Below are 21,419 nucleotides of genomic sequence, written 5' to 3'. Positions count from 1 at the left end.
TTAATGCAATTTATTAAACACATTAAGTCTAAAAATACTGTTGGTTTGCTTTAAGAGCTTTTATGCTACGCCTCGCAATTTAGGTACGCAGTAATGCGTCATTTCAGTTAAGCCGAGTTCGGGCTTTTTAATTTTTCAGGAAGCAGTAAACCGTGGATATAATTAACGCGATTATTTTAGGTATTATTGAAGGTATAACAGAATTTTTACCCATATCATCAACTGGGCACTTAATTGTAGCGTCAAAGTGGTTAGGCATTGAATCAACAGACACTAACCTCGCCTTCGAAGTCATTATCCAACTTGCCGCCATTTTGGCGGTACTAGCCAACTATAAAGACAAGTTTAGCCCTAAATATTTCAATTTATGGGTGAAAGTTGCCATTGCATTTATTCCTTTGGGTATTATTGGTTTTATATTTAGTGATGTAATAAAAACACTGTTTAGCGTACCAGTAGTAGGTGTTATGTTTATTGTAGGCGGTGTGATCTTTTTACTATTAGAGCGCAGTTATAAAGAGGCTCACTGCACAACTACCGATGTAACCCAAGTTACTTATAAACAAGCACTTTGGATTGGCGTAGCACAAGTATTTGCGTTAATTCCGGGGACTAGTCGTGCTGGGAGCTCTATTGTTGGTGCCATGTTGTGTGGTTTAAACCGAAAAACCAGCGCTGAATTTTCATTTTTACTTGGTTTACCTGTACTTGCAGCAGCCTCAGGGTACGACTTACTTAAACATTACCAACTGTTTAGCTTAGATGACCTAACTGCCCTTGCTGTAGGTTTTTTAACGTCTTTTATAGTTGCTTATTTTACTATTAAACTATTCATACGCTTTCTAGAAAATTTCACTTTTGTTAGTTTTGGTCTTTACCGAATCATATTTGGTGTTATTTTACTAACTAACCTAAATTCTGGTTAAGAGATTTAAAAACACTGTAAATAATAACGATATTTAAGTCTGTCTCTCTCTAGCTAGAAATTTTTGGTGAAAACAAGGCAAATTTACGCGTCAATAGCTGGTCTATTGCAAGGAAATTCAACGCAGTTAGCACTAAAAAAGCTGCTTGAGATAGATTTATTATTCAGAACTCAGGTTAGCTATAGCCTACACATAAGAGAACATTATGAGCGAAAAAATAAACGAAGAAGCACTCCACGCCCTAAAAATAGCTTTTACTTACATGCCTAAAGCGATTGAAGTGACAAAGTATGAATATGGCGAGCGCTACCAAAGCGTACTTGATCACATTGAAGCTGTACGTGAAACACTGCTTATTAACGATGTTGACCCAGAGGAAGTAGACGGCGATATCAACCCTGAGTACACACCAAACTCAACCTACTAATATACACAATAAGCTGCGAGCAACTTACTCGCAGTTTGTGTTTAAATCAGTTGTGCTTAATTAGAGAAAGTTTATATAAAGTAATAATTAACTAAATATATTTAATTTTTTTGTTAAACTAGTGCTTTATCAAGCTATAGACTCAGTTCTAAAACCAACAGGATATTTACTATTGAATTTTCTTAGGCAATTTCACGACATAGTATCTAACCAAAGCTTAGACTTTGATGAAAAAACCCATCAGCTACTAGCATTTGGACTTAAAGTGTTTAACCTTGATTTAGCTATTATTAGTAAGGTCGAGAAAAACTGCTATACCGTGCTACATGCCATTACGCCAGATAATGCATTAGAAATAGGTACTCAATTTGATTTAGATGGCACCTATTGTGTACACACTCTTACTGCGGGTTCTGCACTTGCATTTCATAACGTCTCACAAAGCGCAATTGCTGACCATCCTTGCTATGCAAACTTTAAACTTGAGTCATATATTGGGGCACCTATTAAAATAGGTACCGATATATTTGGAACTGTAAATTTTTCTTCTGCCAATCAATCTCCAGTATTTACAGATGCCGCCTACGACTATATTGAGCTATTTGCGCAGTGGTTAGGGGCAGAACTAGCTCGCAGCATCACTAAAGAAAAATTAATAAAAAACAGCAATAGCTTATTAAAACTAGAAAGCATAGCAAATATAGGCACGTGGGAAGTTGACCTTACTAATAATAAAATTTATTGGAGTCAGCAAACTAAACAAATCCATCAAGTTGACGAAAACTATCAGCCTGAAATTGAATCTGCAGTTAACTTTTATAAAGAAGGTACAAGCAGAGACGAAATAAGTAAAGCAGTTGAGCTTGCTATACAACACGGCGAAAAGTGGCATCTAGAGCTTGAAATTATTACAGCCAAAAATCAGACCATTTGGGTATCTACATTTGGTGAAGCCGAATTTGACGGTGATACCTGTGTACGTTTGTTTGGTACCTTTCAAAATATTACCGAAGCAGTGGCTTTAAGAGAAGAGCTTAAAAATAAACAAGAACAAGCCGAGCGATTACTCGAAGATAGAAGCATGCTTTTTGCAAAAATAAGCCACGAACTTAGAACACCGCTAAATGGCATTACGGGCATGCTTACTACGTTAATAGATGAACATAACGAACAAAAGAGAACCGAAAAAATAAAAGTCGCGCTGCGTAGCGCAGATATACTCTTGAGCATAATAAACGAAGTACTCGATTTTTCTAAAATTAACCACGGTGAGTTAAAACTAGAACCCACGGATGTTTTATTAAATACAACATTTACTGATCTCATTTCTTTGTACACCCCGTTATTTAAAAACAGCAATGTAGAACTAGAAGTAAAAAATGAAATTTCTGATAGCTGCTGGGCATATTGCGATAACACACGCCTAAGTCAAATTACCTCCAACTTATTAAGTAATGCGTTAAAATTTACTGAGCGTGGTTGCGTAAAACTGCACACGTCTGTGATTAATAACAATAATAAATTAACGCTAAACATTAAAGTCGCCGATACGGGAAGAGGCATGACTAGCCAATTTCTTGAATCTTTATTCTCCCCTTTTACTCAAGAAGTAGATGCTAAAAACAGTAAAGGAGGCACAGGACTTGGCCTCGCAATAGTTAAAGAACTTGTTGAGTACATGGGTGGAACAATCAAGGTCAGTAGTAAAGTTAATCAGGGAACTACTTTTTCGCTAAGTATCCCTATAGAGCTAGGTAAAGAGCAAAAAGTAGAGCTAAATCCGCTATCAAAAATAAACATTAACGCTTCTAAGCTTTCTGTTTTAGTGGTGGATGACAACGACATAAACAGGCTAGTTCTTGATGCGTCGCTTAATAAACTCAATATAAAGCCAGACTTTGCAGTAGATGGGCAAGATGCCATATTTAAATGCGAGCAAAAGCATTACGATCTTATTTTTATGGATTGTATTATGCCTATACTCGATGGTTTTGAGGCTACAAAACAACTGCGATCAAAAAGTATCTGTCCGCACGATTCAACCTATATTGTTGCCCTTACAGCCAATACTTCATCGCAAGATAAATTAGCGTGCAAACAAGCTGGTATGGATATGTTTATTTCAAAACCGTTTAAAATGCATTCTTTAGAAGTCGCTATTGCGTCAGCGGCGCAATTACTAAAGCTTTAAAAATATTAGCTTTGCACACTTAACCGCGTGCTAAATATAGTTAGATAAGGCATTAACAATGAAAAACATAACTAGAACTATATTACTAACTGTCCTTATTGTTGCAGTATTTAAAGGCGTTTCCACTGGGCAATGGAGCTCATCAATAACAATAGTTATCGTATCAGGCGTATTGCTGTTAGTTACATTTATCAGTGCTAAGTCATCACGTGGATCATCTGCTTATACTGGCAGTGACTCAACAGCTTCCTCTAGCAGTAACTCATCACATTCTTATACAAATTGCGGCGGCGATTCTGGTAGTGGGTGCGATTAAATCGTGTGCTAATTCTTAAGCATTAAAAAAGCCGCCTTTGGAGAAGGGCGGCTTGGGTTAACAAACAGCTATGGGTGTAGCCTTGCTGTTATATCAAGAGAGTTTTTACTAATTACATTAAGCAGCGCTTTGATCAGCTTCTTCAGAGTGACGAATTAAATAATCAAATGCGCCTAAGCTTGCTGTTGCACCGCTGCCCATTGCAATAATAATTTGTTTAAACGGAGTATTGGTTGCATCCCCCGCGCCATAAATGCCTGGTAATGAAGTTGCGCCTTTAGCATCAATTAGTATTTCACCAAATTTGCTTAATTCAAGGTCGCTGTCTTTTAACCACTCGGTATTTGGTATTAAGCCTATTTGTACAAATATACCGGCAAGTTCAAGCTCTTTGCTCTCCCCCGACACTCTATCTGTGTACATTAAGCCAGTTACTTTTTTACCATCACCAAGTACTTCGGTTGTTTGTGCACTTTTTATAATAGTAATATTAGCCATGCTTTTAGCTTTACGAATAAGCACTTCATCGGCTCGTAGTGCGTCTGCAAATTCAAGTACCGTAACGCTTTGCACAATATTAGCTAAATCGATTGCCGCTTCTATACCTGAATTACCACCACCAATTACAGCAACAGGTTTGCCTTTAAATAAAGGGCCGTCGCAATGTGGGCAATATGCCACACCGTGGCCACGATACTCTTGCTCACCTGGTACGTTCATTTCGCGCCAGCGTGCACCAGTTGCAAGTACGAGCGACTTAGCTTTAAGTACTGCGCCATTTTCTAGTGTAATTTCGTAACCATTGTTATAACCAAGTGCCGCTGCACGCTGATTATGCATTACATCTACATCGTATTCTTTAACGTGCTCTTCAAGCTGGGCAACCAATTTAGGCCCTTCAGTCGCTTTAATCGAAATAAAGTTCTCTATTGCTAGTGTATCGGCAACTTGTCCACCAAATCTATCAGCAACAATGCCTGTATTTAACCCTTTTCGTGCTGAGTAAATTGCAGCCGACGCGCCCGCTGGGCCGCCACCAACTACCAGTACATCAAACTCGTCTTTTTCGCTTAGCGCTGCTGCTTGTTTAGCAGCCCCTTTGCTATCTACTTTGTTAAGTATGTCAGTAAGGCTTAGTGCACCTTGGCTAAATGGTTCGCCATTTAAATATACAGCCGGAACAGCTAAAATATTTCGTTCTTCTACTTCATCTTGAAATAATGCACCGTCAATCATGGTGGCTTTAATATTACTGTTTGTCGCTGCCATAGTGTTAAGTGCTTGCACTACTTGCGGGCACGTTTGGCAACTTAAACTTATGTATACTTCAAAGTTCAGCTCTTGAGTAAGCGATTGTATTTGCTCAATGTCTTCGCTTTTAGCTTTACTTGCGTGTCCGCCAGTATGCAAAAGTGCTAACACTAAACTTGTGAATTCATGACCCATAGGTACGCCTGCAAACGTAACATGAGTTTTTTTAATAGGCGAATGTACAACCATTGACGGGCGACGGGCGCTTGTATCAGGATTGCTTATTACAGTAAATTTATCGCTTAGTGAGGCTAAATCGTTTGCTAAGCTTTCTACTTCTGCTGATTTTTTGCTGTCATCCAAGGCAATAAGCAGCTCAACAGGTTGAGTAAGCGATTCGAAATGGCTTTTTAATTGATTTTTTATGTTGTTATCTAACATGGCTTAACCCTTTTAGGAAAATTTAAACAGCAAGCCTCCCATGCCAAATAATGCATGTGCTTAAACAAGTATATTGATATAGGAGGCACCAACAAACGAATGTTCGTTGATTTAAGGGCAGTTACCTGCCCTTATAAAAGTGGGTAAACCTATATTTAGATTTTACCAACTAAATCTAGTGAAGGTGCAAGTGTGTCTTCACCTGGCTGCCAAGATGCAGGGCAAACTTCACCATCGTGAGTTGCAATGTATTGTGCAGCTTGTACTTTACGAACTAGTTCTTTAGCGCTTCGGCCAATTCCTAAATCGTGAGTTTCGATTACTTTAATTTCGCCTTCTGGGTTCATTACAAATGTACCGCGAAGTGCTAAACCTTCTTCTTCAATCATTACACCAAAGCTACGTGTGATACGCCCTGTTGGGTCGCCAATCATTGGGTAAGTAATTTTACCGATAGTGTCTGACGTGTCATGCCATGCTTTGTGAGTAAAATGAGTGTCAGTAGATACTGAGTAAACTTCTACGCCCATTTCTTGAAGTTGTGCATAGTAATCTGCAAGGTCACCTAATTCGGTAGGACATACAAATGTAAAGTCTGCTGGGTAAAAGAAGAAGATAGACCATTTACCTAGAACATCTTTTTCAGACAATTCTACAAAGTCACCGTTGTGGTAAGCGGTTGCATTGAATGGTTGTAATTTTGTATTGATTAATGAAGTGCTCATGGTATTTCCTCATCTGTGTTTATGTATTTTAAAAGTAATCAACGCTTTCGTTTTAAACGACCTTCTGCGTTGGCTTGATTAATACAATAAGGCCAATGGGAAATTAAATAAAATTGATTGTTTAGATTAAAACAATCGGTTTTTTGGGTTGAACTATGTAATCATTGTTATCGTATGCATTATGTGAATTGTAAACGCTGGCGAATTATTAAGACCGCTAATCGCAATACTGCTACAATAGCCGCGCTTCAGATAAGTCATTAAATATAAGGCACACCGTAATGGAAAAATTTGTTAACCATATACAGCTAGGTTACCTAGGCTTAATCCCGTTTTTAGGGTGTGTAGGTTGGCCGCTCATGTTTGGCAGTAATAGCCTTAACTTGGAGTTTTTTACTTTTTACAGTATCGCCATTTTAGCATTTATGGCGGGTAACTTATGGCGCGCCGGAGAGCAAACTTATAGCAATGCGATAAAAGCTGTTGTTCCTGTAATACCTATACCATTTTTATCATTTTTACCTGTTGAGTGGGCACTCGCTTGTTTAGGTGCTAGTTTTTGGTTAGTACTTATATTTGAAAAAGCCACGCCGCAATGGCAAACCTATCATAAAGATTATCAAAAAATGCGCTTTGTACTTACCTCTGTTGTGTTTGTGTGTCATATCCTTACTATTGGTATGAGTATTTACCCTAAATAACAGCTGTAAACTTAAATATTGCGTGGTAATAAGGTAATATTCGCGCACTGCTATTTGAGGACACACCATGATTGACCAACTACGCCAACAACTCGACGAACTTGGCGAAAACTACGTAGAAAAAAACGCTGCATTTAAAATCAAAGTGATCCCATTTTTTTGTGCTATTCGCATTAAAAAAGATCATAAAAGCGAAGGTCGTTTAAGCTTTTATTCAAGTCAATTACTCGAAATATTTTTAGTCGTCTTATTTTTGCTATTCGGTTTAACACTGTACGATACAGATGCAGGATTTACTCACGGCCCTATTCATATTGCCTTTGCCATTTTAATTACCTTTAATCTTATTATTAAACAAATCGCTATTGAAGGGTTAAAAACCAGACTTGCGTTTCATCGTTTACTAGCAAAAGACTCACAAACAAATAGCGATATAAATAATACTGCTACAAACATAAACGCTAAATAAAATATGTATTTAAATCCTCAATGGCGAATACTCACCGTAGGCGATGGCGATTTATCGTTTTCGAACGCTATTTACACTCATCTATCGCCAAAAGCTTTGGTTGCATCCACTTACGATGACCAAACTACTATTGAGCAAAAATACCAGCACAATGCACTTAGCAACTTAAAAGCGCATAACGTTGAGGTACTTAATAGTTTTGATGTAACAAACCATGCATGTTGGCAAGCTCTAAGTGAAAACCAGCACAGCTTTGATGTGGTTATTTTTCAGTTTCCGCTTATACCTGCATTTGTTGGCCGAGAAGCGTTTGAAAACAACACGCGCCAAACCAGTATGAACGTATTAAACCGCGCTTTACTGCACCAATTTATTAAATATGCTAACGAATACGCGCTTGATAAAAATGGGCCAATGCTTTGTTACATCACCTCAAAGGATGTAAAACCTTATCGAGAATGGAATATAGAGGGGAGTTTAAATAACGGTTTAACCGCAGATTACTTAGGCCAAATCCCATTTGATATTAGCCATTTTGAAGGTTATAAAATTCGTAATGTTGACCGCGACAAACACGTTAAAGACACAAGCGGCATAACTTACGTTTTCAGCCCAAAAAGTCTCGATAAACATACTAGCGAATTAAGCTCACGCCTTACAAAGCCTGCATACTTAACATCTAACCATTGCCCCCTATGCCGCGTTGGGCCTTATGTGGCAAGCGAGGACGAAGCCAAGCATCTAAACGCTAAAAAGCATCAGCAAATGCTACATCTTGAAAGCGATTGGCAACAATGGCTAAATGAGTTTTATCGCTAATTAATAGCCCTGCTATTGTTAATTCAATTATACGTTTTCGTGTTTAATTAAATCAGCCGCTTTTTCAGCAATCGCAATTACCGGCGCATTTGTGTTGCCGGTAATAATAGTAGGCATAATCGACGCATCAACTACGCGTAAGTTACTTACCCCGTGTACTCGTAAATTAGTATCTACCACTGCCATTGAGTCTTGCCCCATTTTACATGTCCCGACCGGGTGATATTCGGTATCTGCAGTTTGGCGTATAAACTCAATTAGCTGCTCATCATTATTTATATCAAGCGGGTAGAGCATTTTACCGCGTATGTTATCAAAAGCGTTGCTTTGCATAATAGCGAGTGTTTTTTTAAGGCCAGCAAGCATTACAGTTAAATCATCTGGATGGCTTAAATAATTAGGGTCAATAAGCGGTGCACTACGCGGATTGTTATCAGCTAATGTAATAGTACCTCGGCTTTTGGGCCGCATAATACTGCTGTGTATACTGTAACCATGCCCAGTGTGTAATTTACGACTATGATCGTCCACCAGCCCTATTACAAATTCTAGCTGCACATCGGGCGCTGGCGAGCCTTCAAATAATTTAATAAACGCGTGCGACTCTGCAAAATTACTGGTTAATCGCCCTTCTCGTTTACTAAACCAGTTAACGCATCCTTTTAAAATGCTGGCAATGCCAAGCGGGCTTATACCAAATGTGCCTTTACTTGTTTTTGATTTATAAAGTGGCACTACCGTTAAGTGATCTTGTAAATTAGCGCCAACACCTTCAAGTACGTGCTGAACCTTAATATTATGCGCACTTAACTGCTCTTTTGGGCCAATGCCTGAAAGCATTAATATTTGCGGCGAATTAATAGCGCCAGCACTGAGTATTACCTCTTTTTTAGCACGTAAATTAATAGCCTCTTTATTGCGCTCTATTTGCACACCTTGCGCTATCTTATTGGTTACATTTATTTTATTAACGTGGCTATGGGTTAATACCGTTAAATTCGGGCGGTTTAAATACGGTGTTAAATATGCTTTTGCTGCACTACAACGCTCGCCATTGTGCTGAGTTACCTGCGATAAACGCGCGCCGCTTTGCTCTTTGCCATTTATATCGTCGCTTAAATTAACGCTCTGCTCAGCACAGGCATTTAAAAAATATTGGTTTACATTGCTTGGGTTACTTAGCTCTTGTACATGTAGCGGACCTTTTGTTCCGTGCAGCTCATTATTTATAAACGCTTTATTGTTCTCAGATTTAATAAAGTACGGGAGTAAACTCTTAAAATCCCAGCCTTCATTACCAAGCTGTGCCCAATTATCGTAATCGTATTTGTTACCGCGAATATAAACCATTGCATTGGTAGAGCTTGAGCCACCCAATACTTTGCCGCGCGGCACAAAACCACAGCGGTTATTAAGCTCTTTTTGTGGCACCGTATTGTAATGCCAGCTATTTATGCCATAAGGCACACTCGCTGCTATGCCAGCTGGCATTTGCACAAATGCACTTTTATCGCTGCCGCCAGCTTCAATTAAACACACACTGACATTTTTATCCTCAGACAATCGCGATGCCATAACGCAGCCGCCACTGCCTGCGCCAATCACAATGTAATCAAATGTTGTATTGTTCATGGTGTACCTTAATAAAAGTTTTAAACGGCCTTAACAGTAATAGTGCATAGAAAAACCCAATAAAACTTGATATTTTTAGACATCACTTATTTGGGGTTAACCATGAGCAGCCTAATCAGAGCCACGTCATTACAAGGTATAGACACGCTAATTAGCGAATTTGGCGGCGATCCGCATGAAATAATGCAAAGCTGTAATATTAGTAACGTTGACTTTAAAAATCTCGACAACCAATATTTACCTTATCGAGATTACGCTGAGCTTTTAGAATACTGTGCTTGTAAGTTCAATTGCTCTAGTTTTGGCCTTAAGCTCGCAAGTAGACAAAACTTTGATATTTTAGGACATATTGCAATAGCTGCCAAAAGTAGTACTAATTTAGGTGATGCACTTAATTGGGTTATTAAATACCTTCACTTACACAGCCCTGCACTTAGCTTAAATTCGCACCCTTTAGAGAATGATAAAAGCTTGTTTTTATCATTCGAAATTAATTTAAAACCATTACCGCACATAAACCAAGTCATTGAGCTAACCATTGGTTTAGCATTAGCTGTTATTAAAAAGCTGAGTAATAACCGCTGCAAACCAATTAATATATTTTTGCCAAAAAAGTTAAGTACTAATACTCGTGCCTATAACACTTACTTTGGTTGTAACGTTATAGAGCATCGCAACAGCGCTGGCATTGTAATCTCAAAAAGTGATTTAACTCTTGAGCTTGATCACCCTAAACTAAATAAAGTACAAGCAGCGCTAAACTTCTTGGCAAAAAACAAAGAACAAACACAACCGTTGCCCAACCAAGTTAGTGCGCTAATTAGGCCTATGCTTCCTATTTATCAATGTAGTAACCAAACTATTTCAGCTGCGCTGGGTATGCACCCGCGTACTCTGCATCGAGAACTTATCAAACATAATACGAGTTTTGTAAAACTAAAAGATGCCACTCGCCGCGCTTTAGCTGCACACTATTTAGCGCAAAACCAATTTACAATCTCAACCATATCTGAGCTTTTAGGATATCAGGAACAAGCAACACTAAGTGTTAATGTTAAACGCTGGTTTGGATGTTCTCCTCGAGCATATAGAACTAAAAAAATGTTAAACTAAATACTCTTATTATTTTTATTTAAGCTAAGGAGTGAGCATGAACTTTGTTATTGTTGGCACCAATTTTATTAGCGACACATTGTTAGCCGCTGCAAATACGTTAAACGATTTTAATTTATATGGGGTGTGCTCGCGCGCAGTATCTAGCGGCGAAGCATTTTTAGCCAAACACCCACAAAATGCACAAGCAAAAATTTTCACCTCAATCGAGCAAGTTTGCCAAGATCAAAATGTCGATGCTGTCTACATAGCCGCCCCTAACAGCTTACACAAACAATATGCCGTTATGTGTCTAGAAGCGGGTAAACATGTCCTTGGCGAAAAACCATCAGCTGCCAATTCTAAAGAGCTTGCAAGCATTATAGCTACAGCAAAAAAGCATCAGCGCCTTTACATGGAAGCCATGATGACCACTCACTTGCCTAACTATGAACAGCTACAACAGGCAATGGTAAAAATTGGCACACCTCGTAAATATATTGGCCAGTACAGTCAATACTCATCGCGTTACGATAGGTATAAAAATGGTGAACGCCCAAATACATTTTTACCCGAGTTTGCAAATGGCGCTTTAGTTGATTTAGGGATTTACCCGCTGTATTTATTAATTGCACTTTGGGGGGCACCAAAAAGCGTGAGTGCCAGTGGCGTATTGCTCGATACTGGTGTAGATGGTGCGGGGGATGTATTACTAAACTATGCAGATAAACAAGCCGTTATTAGTTACTCCAAAATATCGCAAGGCGACAACATAACCGAAATACAAGGCGAGCTTGGGCGCATACGTATAGAAGCCGTATCGCAACTTAAAAAAGTGGAATTTATTGCTAATAATGGTGATGTAGAGATTATATCCCAGCCGTTTGATGAGCACTTTATGAAATACGAAGTTGAGCATTTCATGTCATTAGTGAAGCAAAATATCCTTGAGTCACCTGTTAATACGCACATTTTAGCCAGTAACGTAATGAGCGTTCTTGATGAAGCGCGCAAACAGCTTGGGGTTGTGTACCCTAACGACTAATTAAATAAAATATGGGCGTTAACCAACGACAGCTAACGCCCAGAAGAAAGCTTAAATAGCTCTCGTACAACGACACATTTTACAAAACACTTTAAAATAGCGATCCCCATCCATGGGCAATCAAATACTTCTACAACAAACTTAACACTGACAACCCAACTCGGTTTATTACCAATATTTATTACTCAATAACCTTAAATCTAACCTAACACATAAAAACATTACCAATCAAGCTGGCCAATTACATTATTTTAAACTAAATTGGTAATACAAGAATGCAACCGTTGGTGTATAGTGGTTTTTAACCCTAACATCGCGTTAGAATTTTGACATAATAGTGAATTTTAAGGTAACCTCTGATATTAACAGTTGGTTTTGACTTATAGGCCCCAGAGGCCATTATTCCTTAAGGTAATGAAGGTAAAGTATGGGTAATCGTCGCTTATTTTGGCGCATAGTTGATAAAATTGAGTCTTTAATAAATCAAGGCGAATTTTCTGCTGGGAGTCGTTTACCACCTGAACGTGAACTTGCAGAAATGTTTGATGTAAGCCGCCCTACCATTAGAGAAGCTATTATCGCATTAGAAGTACGTGGCCGAGTTGAAGTTAAAACTGGCTCTGGTGTTTACGTAGTAGAACAAAAAAATGCATCTATAAAATCAAAAGAGATCAGTGCATTTGAACTTACTCAAGCTCGCGCATTAATTGAAGGCGAAATTGCCGCTCTAGCTGCTCAAAGCATTACAGAAGAAGAACTAGAGCAACTAAATAAAACATTAATTGCTATGGAAAAAGGCCTATATGTTGAGCAAGCCGATCGTGAGTTCCACGAAATTATAGCTAGAGCAACGCGTAATAAAGCACTTGAATTTGCAGTGTCTAACTTGTGGGATTTACGTTTAACAAATCCACAAATTGTTGCTGACTATGGCAGTGTGTGTAAAAACAATAACGAGTGCGTTATGGATGAACACACCGCTATTTATACAGCCCTAAAGTCGCATGATGCAAATGCAGCGCGCAGTGCAATGCACAAACATTTTAACCGCTTAATTAACGCTTTATTTGACGCTGTAGAATCGCGTGCACTTGAAGAAATTAAACGCAAAAATGATGAAAAACGAGGCCTCTACTCGCTCGATGGCTTAGTTAATAAAAGTGCCCACTAAGGCCTTTTAACCAACTGATTAAAGTTAGCAAACGCCTGTTTGCTAACTTTACCTCTTACTTTATTTACCTTCCCTATTTAATATACTTTTTATTGCGTTATTTTTGGTCGCAAACACTTACCTATAAATTTAAAAAAAGATACTATGCCGCCATTAATATCGGGTGGGTTTAGCTTTTATACTCCCTGCATTACATAACTAATTGATAGAGTTACTCAACTCAAGGATAAAAATGCAAGCATCTTCAAAAAGTTATTTACTGGCTATCGTGTGTGTATTGCTTGCCATGATGACCATTCAAACGGGCGCGTCGTTTGCAAAACAGCTTTTTCCAATTGTTGGCCCTGAGGGTACGACGGCCCTTAGGCTTGGTTTTTCTGCCTTTATACTTTGCTTAGTGTTTAAACCTTGGAAACACTTACCCACTACGGGTAATCGTATTCCTATAATTGTGTATGGTTTAAGTTTAGGCGGCATGAACATTTTGTTTTATTACGCTATTGAACGCATTCCACTAGGCATTGGTGTAGCACTTGAATTTACAGGCCCGCTTACTGTTGCCTTATTTTCATCACGCCGCAAACGTGATTTATTTTGGGTTGCCTGTGCTATTGCTGGTATTTTGCTTCTGCTTCCAGATATGAGCGGGCAAGATAGCCTTGATCCATTAGGTGTAGCGCTTGCTCTTGGTGCCGGTGCATGTTGGGCAGGTTATATATTATTTGGTAAAAAAACCGGCACACAAAGCTCTGGTGGTGCCACTGTCGCACTGGGCATGACTGTTGCCGCTATAGTGCTAGTGCCTTACGGTGGCATTATGCAAAGCGCCGCGTTTACGTGGGAAATTATCCCACTGGGTATTGGCATTGCTATTTTATCAAGCGCATTGCCTTACACACTTGAAATGGTTGCACTTCGTAACATGCCTTCACAAGGGTTTAGCGTAATGATGAGCTTAGAGCCTGCAATTGCCTCGCTCGCAGGGTTTATTATACTGGGGGAATTACTTACTTTATGGCAGTGGCTCGCTATTTTGCTTGTAATTATTGCATCTGTTGGTAGCTCTTTTTCAAACGCAAAAAAACAGGCTACTTAGTTAACTACCAAACTAACCTAAACAAGCTAAATAAAGTCACCACACAACATGGTGACTTTATTGTGTTTTATCCGGTAATTTTTTAACTCACAGCCTTACTTCGCTTTTTAGTTGTAACCAAATAGCCAATCAACGAAATAAGCGGCATGCCGGTAGCCACCAGTGCAATACCAGTCCAACCGCCTGCTTCATATAGTGGGCTGGCAATAAGCGAGCCTACTGCGCCACCTACAAATATACTAGTCATGTAAATAGCGTTTAAACGCGCACGGCTTTGTGGCTCTAGTGCGTACACTGCACGTTGACCCAATACCATATTGGCCTGCACAGAAAAATCAATAAACACACCGGTTAATGCCAATACTATAATGCCGTAAGGTAACTCAAATAAGCTTGGTAAAAAGCACACTGCTGCAATTACTTTGGCCAGTAACGATACCTGATGTGTATAGCCTTTATCTGCCAAACGCCCAACAATGGGGGCTGCTACAGCACCTGCCGCACCCACTAGTGCAAACAGTGCTATTTCTGATTGAGATAAACCATACTCACGGGCAAGCACAACCGGTACGCTCGTCCAAAATAAGCTGAACGATGCAAACATTAACGCTTGAAAAAGTGAACGTTGGCGCAGCACTGGCTGGCTTATCATTAATTGTTTAAGCGATTTTAATAACTTAAAATACGTTGTTTTATGGGTTGGTTGCCTACTTGGAATAGCAAAATAAATTACGCCAGCAATAAACACCATACACCCTGCTGCAAAGTAAAATACGGCGCGCCAACCAAAGTGATCGGCTATTAAGCTCGATATAGGTCTTGCTAGCAAAATACCTAACAACAAACCCGCCATAATATTACCAAGAACTTGTCCGCGTTTTTCGTCAGACGATAAATGCGCAGCAAGTGGAATAAGCACCTGAACAGAAACCGAACTTATACCTATCATCAAACACAAAATAAGCATTACATTAGGTGAATCAGCAAGTGCCGTACCCACTAAACTCAAAAACGACACACCAAGAGTGACCAACATAAGCTTTTTATTTTCAACTAAATCAGCTAGTGGTACTAAAAAAAACAACCCCAAAGCGTAGCCTATTTGTGTAAGCGATACGATAAGGCTAGCACTGTGCGCACTTAATCCAACTTCTGGGGCAAGTAACTCAATAATAGGTTGAGCGTAATAAATATTGGCAACAATAAGACCGCAACACAAAGCAATAATAGTAACGAGTGTATTGCTAAGGGGTTGCGCTGAAACGCCTGTTTGGGTCATGTGTGTCTCTACTTTATAAAAATAATAAAACCCAACCCGCAAACGCGGGTTGGGTTTCTACAAAAAAACTAAACTTTATTTTATTGGTGATGGCTGCCCATGTGGGCTTGAGCGTAAATACTGTTTAGGTGCAGTTACTGTAGCGCCAAGCTCTGCAGCTGCATGCCACGGCCAGTGCGGGTTATATAAAATACCACGCGCTAGTGCTACGCCATCGGCTTGCTGCTCACTAATAATATCTTCGGCTTGTTGCGCCTGTGTAATTAAACCCACCGCTATAACAGGCATTTTAACTGCTTCTTTTATGGCTGTTGCAAACGGTACCTGGAAATTAGGTTTAACTGGTATTTGTTGCTCTGGGCTTAGGCCCGCCGTACTTACATGAATAAAATCACAACCTAGTTCATCAAGCGCTTTACTAAGCACTATCGATTGATCTAAATCCCAGCCACTTTCAACCCAATCGGTTGCCGAAATACGCACACCCACTGCTTTATTACTGGGGAATACCGCTCTTACCGCTTTAAACACATCAAGTAATAAGCGCATTCTGTTTTCTAGGCTGCCACCGTAGTTGTCATCTCGCTTGTTTGAAAGTGGCGACAAAAATTGATGTAACAGGTAACCATGCGCACCATGAAGCTCGATTAAATCAAGGCCGAGTTCATCAGCGCGTTTAGCTGCACTTACAAAATCTTTAATTAGTGAATCTATGTCAGATTGGCTCATTGCTTTTGGCACTGGGCTGTTAGCGTCGTACGCAATTGCCGAAGGTGCGAGCGTTTGCCAGCCATTTACATCATCAGGTGCAATGGCATCGCCACCGTCCCATGGTTTTTCAGTCGATGCTTTGCGTCCAGCATGCGCTAACTGAATACCAATAGGCATAGGGCTGTATTGCCTTACTGCTTTTAGGCTTTTGCCTAGTGCTTGCTGGGTTTCGTTATTCCAAAGCCCTAAATCGCCGTAGCTAATACGCCCTTCTGGGTTTACTGCTGTTGCTTCTAAAATAAGTAACCCTGCACCACTTAAACTCAATTGGCCTAAATGAATAGTATGCCAATCACTAGCAGCGCCATTATTGGCTGAATACTGGCACATAGGGGCAATAATAATACGGTTATCTAACGATACTTGCCCAAGTGATAAAGGCGAAAATAGTTGGCTCATTGTTAATCCTTAAAAACACGCACAAAAAAGTGCGGACAAAATAAAAAAGAGAATACGAAGCGGCAATCAAACACGCTCACTCAATAACTTAAACTGTCACTAGTAATGGCGACTTAACACTCTTAATGGGGATCAAAATACACTTTAATAGTGCTAATAAAAGTATAAGTAATGACATTATGAAATATTAATTTTAATGTAATAATCTGTTTAACGAGCACGTCATAACACCAGCTTTAAAACATGAATGACTATTTACCTTTAAACAAGGGTGTAATTTTTAACCTAACTGTACCTAATTCCACTAAGCTATTGCTTGTATTGCCTATTAACCAAATAAAAACCCTGAAAATAAGCCATATTTATTCTATAAAAGTGAATTAAAATTCAATTTAAATATTCCCAGCTACTTCACTCCCTGATAAACTACTTAACTTAATTTACTAATGTAAAACATTTGAACTGGGGATCACTTTTTATGTTTAAACCAAGCTTGTTAACCTTGGCTATTTCGAGCGCTGTTTCTAGCGTATTTTTATTACCAAATGCCGCTCTTGCTCAAGAAGAAGTTGCCGCTAAAAACAAATCACTCGAAGTAATTGAAGTTACAGCAACAAGGCGCAGCGGCTCTGTGCAAAATGCACCGCTAAATATTACCGCTCTTGATGCAGATATTATGAAAGATCAAAATATCAATGAGCTTGCGGATGTAGCACGCTGGGTACCTGGTTTAACAATTACTGATCAAGGTGGCCGCTCAGGCTCGCCTATTATTGTTCGTGGTTTAAATACAAATTCTTCTGGTCCATCGTCAGATGGCGGCACAGTATCTACTTATATAAACGAAATTCCAGTTTCGGTAGATATGCGCCTAGTAGATATTGAGCGCGTTGAAGTATTAATTGGGCCACAAGGCACCCTTTATGGTGCAGGCACATTAGGCGGTGCAATTCGCTACATGCTTAAACAGCCTGAGCTTGATTTTACATCGCTTGAAGTATACGGCGACCTATTTCAAACAAAAGAAAGTGACTCTTTAGGTGGCGAAGGCGGCTTTATATTTAACCTTCCTATTATTGAAGATAAATTAGCAGTACGCGCAAGCTTAAACGTATATGAAGATCCTGGTTTTATCGATTACGGTTATGTAGTACGTGAGCCTGGCGTCTCGTTGCCAGATCCAGATTGGAGCGATAGCTCAGCAGTTAACAACAACCTTAAAAATGTAAAAGACGCCAACGGCGAAACCACCACTACTGGTCGTATTTCTGTTCGCTTTAAACCAAATGAATCGTTTGAAGGTACGCTTAACTACTTTTACCAAAACCAAGACAGCGAAGGCCGCTCGATTGTTCATTACAACAGCCTTAATGCAAACAACGGTTTAAGCGACGTAATAGGTAAATACGAGTCGGCTTATCGCTTTGAAGAACCTCGCGAGAAAAAAGATCAATTACTAAGCCTTGAGCTAAAAGCCGACCTAGGTTTTGCAGAGCTGGTATCGGCTACTGGTATTTCGAGCTTTGATGCCGACGGCCAACGCGACCAAACAGACTTACTTATTCGTCTTGATTACGGCTATGAAGAGTTTCCTTCGTTTTCATCTTTCACGCGTGAGATTGAAGAAGAAGACACCTTCACCCAAGAGCTGCGTTTAGTATCGCAAGGCGATAGTGACATAAACTGGATTGTTGGTGCGTTTTACAACAAAATAGAAACCGAAGCATCAAGCAGAGAGTTTACGCCTGGGTTTGACCAATTCGCTATCGATAACTTTGGTGGCGAGCAGCTAAGACCAGACTCATTAGAATACTTAGAGCTTACAAAAAGTAAAGTCACTGAGTCTGCACTATTTGGTGAAGTTGGCTACCAAGTAACCGACAAATTAGATATTACCATTGGTGCCCGTTTTTACGAATACGATGTAGAGTCGCAAGCAGCTTTTGACTTCCCACTAGCCAATACATTGTACGGTGGTGCGGGTCCTGACGACATCACAGTTGCATATGAAAAAGATGACGCTGGCGATAACGGTAACTTATTTAAATTTAATGCTAAATATCAATTTACTGATTCAGTAATGGGCTATGTAACAGTAAGTGAAGGCTTTAGAATTGGCGGTTCAAACGGTTTAGTGTCATGTGAGGAACCTATTTCTGAGGATCAACAAACAGGTTGTGGTCAACCTGACGAATTATTATTTGAAGCCGACACCACAACAAACTACGAGTTAGGCTTTAAGAGTACATGGTTTAGAAGCCAACTACACTTTAACGCCGCGTTATTTAACATCGATTGGGATGATGCACAAATTACGGGCGCTACAGATATAGGTCAATTAACGTACCTTTCAAACGCAGGCAGCGCAAATGCAAAAGGGATTGAAATTTCAACCCGTGCGATTTTATCTGACTCGTTTTCAGTTTATGCAACTTATGCCTACACAAAAGCAGAGCTAACATCAGACGCACCATTTTTGTTTAATGCCGATGGTACCGATGGCGCAGAAGACGGCGACCGTTTACCTGGCTCTCCAGAGCATCAGTTCTCAATGGGTGTAAACTATCAAACAGATGTATTTAGCGATAAAACCCTTGATATTAACTACGGTTTAACCGCGCAAAGCGACGTGCTTTCAAGAGTTGGGCTTCGTGATAACGGCGAAACACTACCAGGTTACAGCTTAAGTAATATATCAGCTAAATTAACAGCTGATGCATGGTCAACTACCCTATATGTTGATAACCTATTCAACAAATACGCGGTTACATCCGTTCGTCGTTCAGATGCCGATATAACATCAGCAAATGGTGCCGACATACAACGTAACTACGGCCATTACATTAATCGCCCGCTTACGGTAGGTGTTAAATTTAACTACAAATTTGAAATATAATTTATAGTAATTTTTAAACAATGTTTTAAGGCTCAAATTTATTTGAGCCTTTTTATTTTCTTTCACAAAATAATTACCAAAAACCATGCAGCCAAATTTAAAGCAACTTCATCAAAGCGCAATACACTCCCTAAACCAAGGTAAAATAGAGCAAGCACACAAAGCCCTAGTGGAGTTAGTTACACTCAAACCAGACTTTGCTGATGGGTATTTTTTGCTGGCAATGGTTAATTTAACTGTTGGGCAAATACACAAAGCAATAAAGCTCATCGAAAAAGCCCTCACCCTTGGCAAAAGTATTGAATATACCGCGCAACTTGCTAAATGTTACGCACTTACTGGCGAATTACAAAAAGCAAAAAACACCGCACTATCGGTGCCATTAAAGCAAATAACTAAAGCACTTGATGCCGACACACTCGGCGTTGCACTTACTCAAGCAGGTATTCACGAGCAAGCACTTAACTACTTTGAGCGCGCTATTACACTGTCTACAGCAGCTAACAAAGCTCAACCTCAGTTTTATTATAACTACGGTGTAAGTGCTAAGTTTTTAGGGCTATTTGATAAAGCCCAACACGCTTTTGAAAATGCCATAGCGCTTAACCAGCTGCACCATCAAAGTCATTTTGCATTAAGTGATTTAACTAAAGTAAGTACACAAAACAATCATATTGAACGCTTAAAAAACGTGTTTGAGCAAGTAACACACCCCGATGCAAAACTGCATATTGGCCATGCTTTAGCTAAAGAGTATCAAGATATTGGTGAGTTTTCAGACGCTTTTAACGCGTTAGAGCAAGGTAAAGTAGTAAAACGTGCTGTACAGCCGTTTGATCATAAAAGCTCAACTGAGTTATTTGAACATATTAAACGCTTAAGTGAGCAGCACACACAAGTGCTAACACAAGCTAACCCAACGGCCGAACCTATTTTTGTATTAGGCATGCCCCGCTCTGGAACCACATTGGTTGAGCGTATTTTATCGAGCCACAGCGACGTGCAATCAGCCGGTGAATTACAAGACTTTGGCCTAAGTGTTAAAAAGCTGAGCCAAGCACAAACACCCCATGTGCTCGACACTCAAACGCTCAGTAAAGCCTACGAGCTTGATTTTAATCAGCTTGGGTCAACCTATTTAAACGCAACACGCGTAATAACAGGCAGCCATAAACACTTTATTGATAAGCTCCCGTTTAACTTTTTTTATATCGATTTAATAACCAAAGCACTGCCAAACGCCAAAATAATTTGTATGCTGCGCGATCCAATGGACACCTGTATTGGCAACTATCGCCAATTATTTACCATTAATAACCCCTACTACGCGTACTCGCTCGATTTACTCGACACAGCAAAATTTTACAGCCGTTTTTACAAACTAATGCAGCACTTTAGTACCCTGCACAGCAATATAAAATTAGTAAAATACGAAGAATTAGTCGCACAGCCCGAGCAACAAATTAAAGAGTTAGTCAGCTTTTGTAACTTAGAGTGGCAGGAGCAATGTATAGATTTTCACTTAAACACCGCACCGGTCTCTACCGCCAGTAAAGTACAAGTACGCCAACCACTTAACAATAAAGCAATCGGCCGTTGGAAAGCATTTAAGCCACATACTGATAAAGCAGTGGAGTACCTTTTAAAACAAGGTATTAGTATTGAGTAAACGCTTTATTTTACCGGTGAGAGACGCCAAATAAGCGGCTTTGTGTACGTGTAGGTCGGATAAGCGAAGCGCCATCCGACACAGTAAAATACCTTGCCAATTA

Annotated in this window: 18 protein-coding genes; 13 read left to right on the top strand and 5 right to left on the bottom strand. The window is 39.6% G+C overall.

Translation table 11 applies throughout. The features are described from left to right. The first annotated feature begins 152 nt into the window (after positions 1–152). The 4 genes from H5159_RS17185 (at position 153) to H5159_RS17170 (ending at position 3,860) form a co-directional block, all read left to right on the top strand. Positions 153–926 (top strand): undecaprenyl-diphosphate phosphatase, encoded by a 774-nt coding sequence (locus tag H5159_RS17185; protein ID WP_182780726.1) that lies wholly within the window; start codon positions 153–155, stop codon positions 924–926. A gap of 205 nt (positions 927–1,131) precedes the next feature. After that, positions 1,132–1,353: a hypothetical protein gene (locus H5159_RS17180; RefSeq protein ID WP_002960604.1), complete on the top strand. Its 222-nt coding sequence runs from the start codon at positions 1,132–1,134 to the stop codon at positions 1,351–1,353. 172 nt (positions 1,354–1,525) lie between these two features. Beyond that, positions 1,526–3,544, top strand: coding sequence for an ATP-binding protein (locus H5159_RS17175; RefSeq protein WP_182711688.1), 2,019 nt, complete (start codon positions 1,526–1,528; stop codon positions 3,542–3,544). Positions 3,545–3,602: 58 nt separating this feature from the next. Continuing rightward, positions 3,603–3,860, top strand: a complete 258-nt coding sequence (locus H5159_RS17170) for a hypothetical protein (protein ID WP_182780725.1) — start codon at positions 3,603–3,605, stop codon at positions 3,858–3,860. 117 nt (positions 3,861–3,977) lie between these two features. Here H5159_RS17170 and ahpF read toward each other — a convergent pair whose 3' ends face one another. Then, positions 3,978–5,552 carry an alkyl hydroperoxide reductase subunit F gene (gene ahpF / locus H5159_RS17165; protein WP_182780724.1) on the bottom strand — a complete coding sequence of 525 codons (1,575 nt, stop codon included), beginning with the start codon at positions 5,550–5,552 and terminating at the stop codon, positions 3,978–3,980. A gap of 155 nt (positions 5,553–5,707) precedes the next feature. Continuing rightward, on the bottom strand, positions 5,708–6,277 hold the full coding sequence (gene ahpC / locus H5159_RS17160) for an alkyl hydroperoxide reductase subunit C (RefSeq protein ID WP_002960601.1): 570 nt from the start codon (positions 6,275–6,277) through the stop codon (positions 5,708–5,710). Positions 6,278–6,558: 281 nt separating this feature from the next. Between ahpC and H5159_RS17155 the strand changes: the two genes are divergently transcribed. From H5159_RS17155 to H5159_RS17145, 3 genes are all read left to right on the top strand, one after another. Next, positions 6,559–6,978, top strand: coding sequence for a DUF3429 domain-containing protein (locus H5159_RS17155; protein ID WP_182692533.1), 420 nt, complete (start codon positions 6,559–6,561; stop codon positions 6,976–6,978). Between the two features lie 67 nt (positions 6,979–7,045). Beyond that, on the top strand, positions 7,046–7,447 hold the full coding sequence (locus H5159_RS17150) for a hypothetical protein (RefSeq protein WP_002960599.1): 402 nt from the start codon (positions 7,046–7,048) through the stop codon (positions 7,445–7,447). A gap of 3 nt (positions 7,448–7,450) precedes the next feature. Then, positions 7,451–8,266 carry a class I SAM-dependent methyltransferase gene (locus H5159_RS17145; protein WP_182671071.1) on the top strand — a complete coding sequence of 272 codons (816 nt, stop codon included), beginning with the start codon at positions 7,451–7,453 and terminating at the stop codon, positions 8,264–8,266. A gap of 27 nt (positions 8,267–8,293) precedes the next feature. On the opposite strand, the gene H5159_RS17140 is transcribed toward H5159_RS17145, so the two are convergent. Beyond that, complete coding sequence (locus H5159_RS17140; protein WP_182780723.1) at positions 8,294–9,898, bottom strand: GMC family oxidoreductase; 1,605 nt, start codon at positions 9,896–9,898, stop codon at positions 8,294–8,296. A gap of 102 nt (positions 9,899–10,000) precedes the next feature. Here H5159_RS17140 and H5159_RS17135 point away from each other — a divergent pair, with 102 nt between their 5' ends. The 4 genes from H5159_RS17135 (at position 10,001) to H5159_RS17120 (ending at position 14,302) form a co-directional block, all read left to right on the top strand. Further along, positions 10,001–11,011, top strand: coding sequence for an AraC family transcriptional regulator (locus H5159_RS17135; protein ID WP_182780722.1), 1,011 nt, complete (start codon positions 10,001–10,003; stop codon positions 11,009–11,011). Between the two features lie 37 nt (positions 11,012–11,048). Further along, positions 11,049–12,035, top strand: a complete 987-nt coding sequence (locus H5159_RS17130; RefSeq protein ID WP_182780721.1) for a Gfo/Idh/MocA family protein — start codon at positions 11,049–11,051, stop codon at positions 12,033–12,035. A gap of 427 nt (positions 12,036–12,462) precedes the next feature. After that, positions 12,463–13,206, top strand: a complete 744-nt coding sequence (locus tag H5159_RS17125) for a FadR/GntR family transcriptional regulator (RefSeq protein ID WP_002960591.1) — start codon at positions 12,463–12,465, stop codon at positions 13,204–13,206. A gap of 232 nt (positions 13,207–13,438) precedes the next feature. After that, the gene (locus H5159_RS17120; protein ID WP_182694245.1) at positions 13,439–14,302 is read left to right on the top strand and encodes a DMT family transporter; all 864 of its coding nucleotides are present in this window, start codon (positions 13,439–13,441) and stop codon (positions 14,300–14,302) included. Between the two features lie 82 nt (positions 14,303–14,384). On the opposite strand, the gene H5159_RS17115 is transcribed toward H5159_RS17120, so the two are convergent. Next, positions 14,385–15,581, bottom strand: coding sequence for an MFS transporter (locus H5159_RS17115; RefSeq protein WP_182780720.1), 1,197 nt, complete (start codon positions 15,579–15,581; stop codon positions 14,385–14,387). Between the two features lie 75 nt (positions 15,582–15,656). Continuing rightward, entirely contained in the window at positions 15,657–16,751 is a 1,095-nt protein-coding gene (locus tag H5159_RS17110; protein ID WP_182733328.1) for an NADH:flavin oxidoreductase/NADH oxidase, read from the bottom strand. Between the two features lie 478 nt (positions 16,752–17,229). Here H5159_RS17110 and H5159_RS17105 point away from each other — a divergent pair, with 478 nt between their 5' ends. Continuing rightward, positions 17,230–19,647: a TonB-dependent receptor gene (locus tag H5159_RS17105; protein WP_182780719.1), complete on the top strand. Its 2,418-nt coding sequence runs from the start codon at positions 17,230–17,232 to the stop codon at positions 19,645–19,647. Positions 19,648–19,732: 85 nt separating this feature from the next. Next, positions 19,733–21,316, top strand: coding sequence for a sulfotransferase (locus tag H5159_RS17100; RefSeq protein WP_182780718.1), 1,584 nt, complete (start codon positions 19,733–19,735; stop codon positions 21,314–21,316). Positions 21,317–21,419 lie beyond the last annotated feature (103 nt).

This window comes from Pseudoalteromonas sp. SG43-1 (assembly GCF_014164415.1).
In the GTDB taxonomy this organism is placed as follows: Bacteria; Pseudomonadota; Gammaproteobacteria; order Enterobacterales; family Alteromonadaceae; genus Pseudoalteromonas; species Pseudoalteromonas distincta.
The sequence above is the reverse complement of the archived record's forward strand: the minus strand, read 5'-3'. Positions and strand labels throughout refer to the sequence as shown.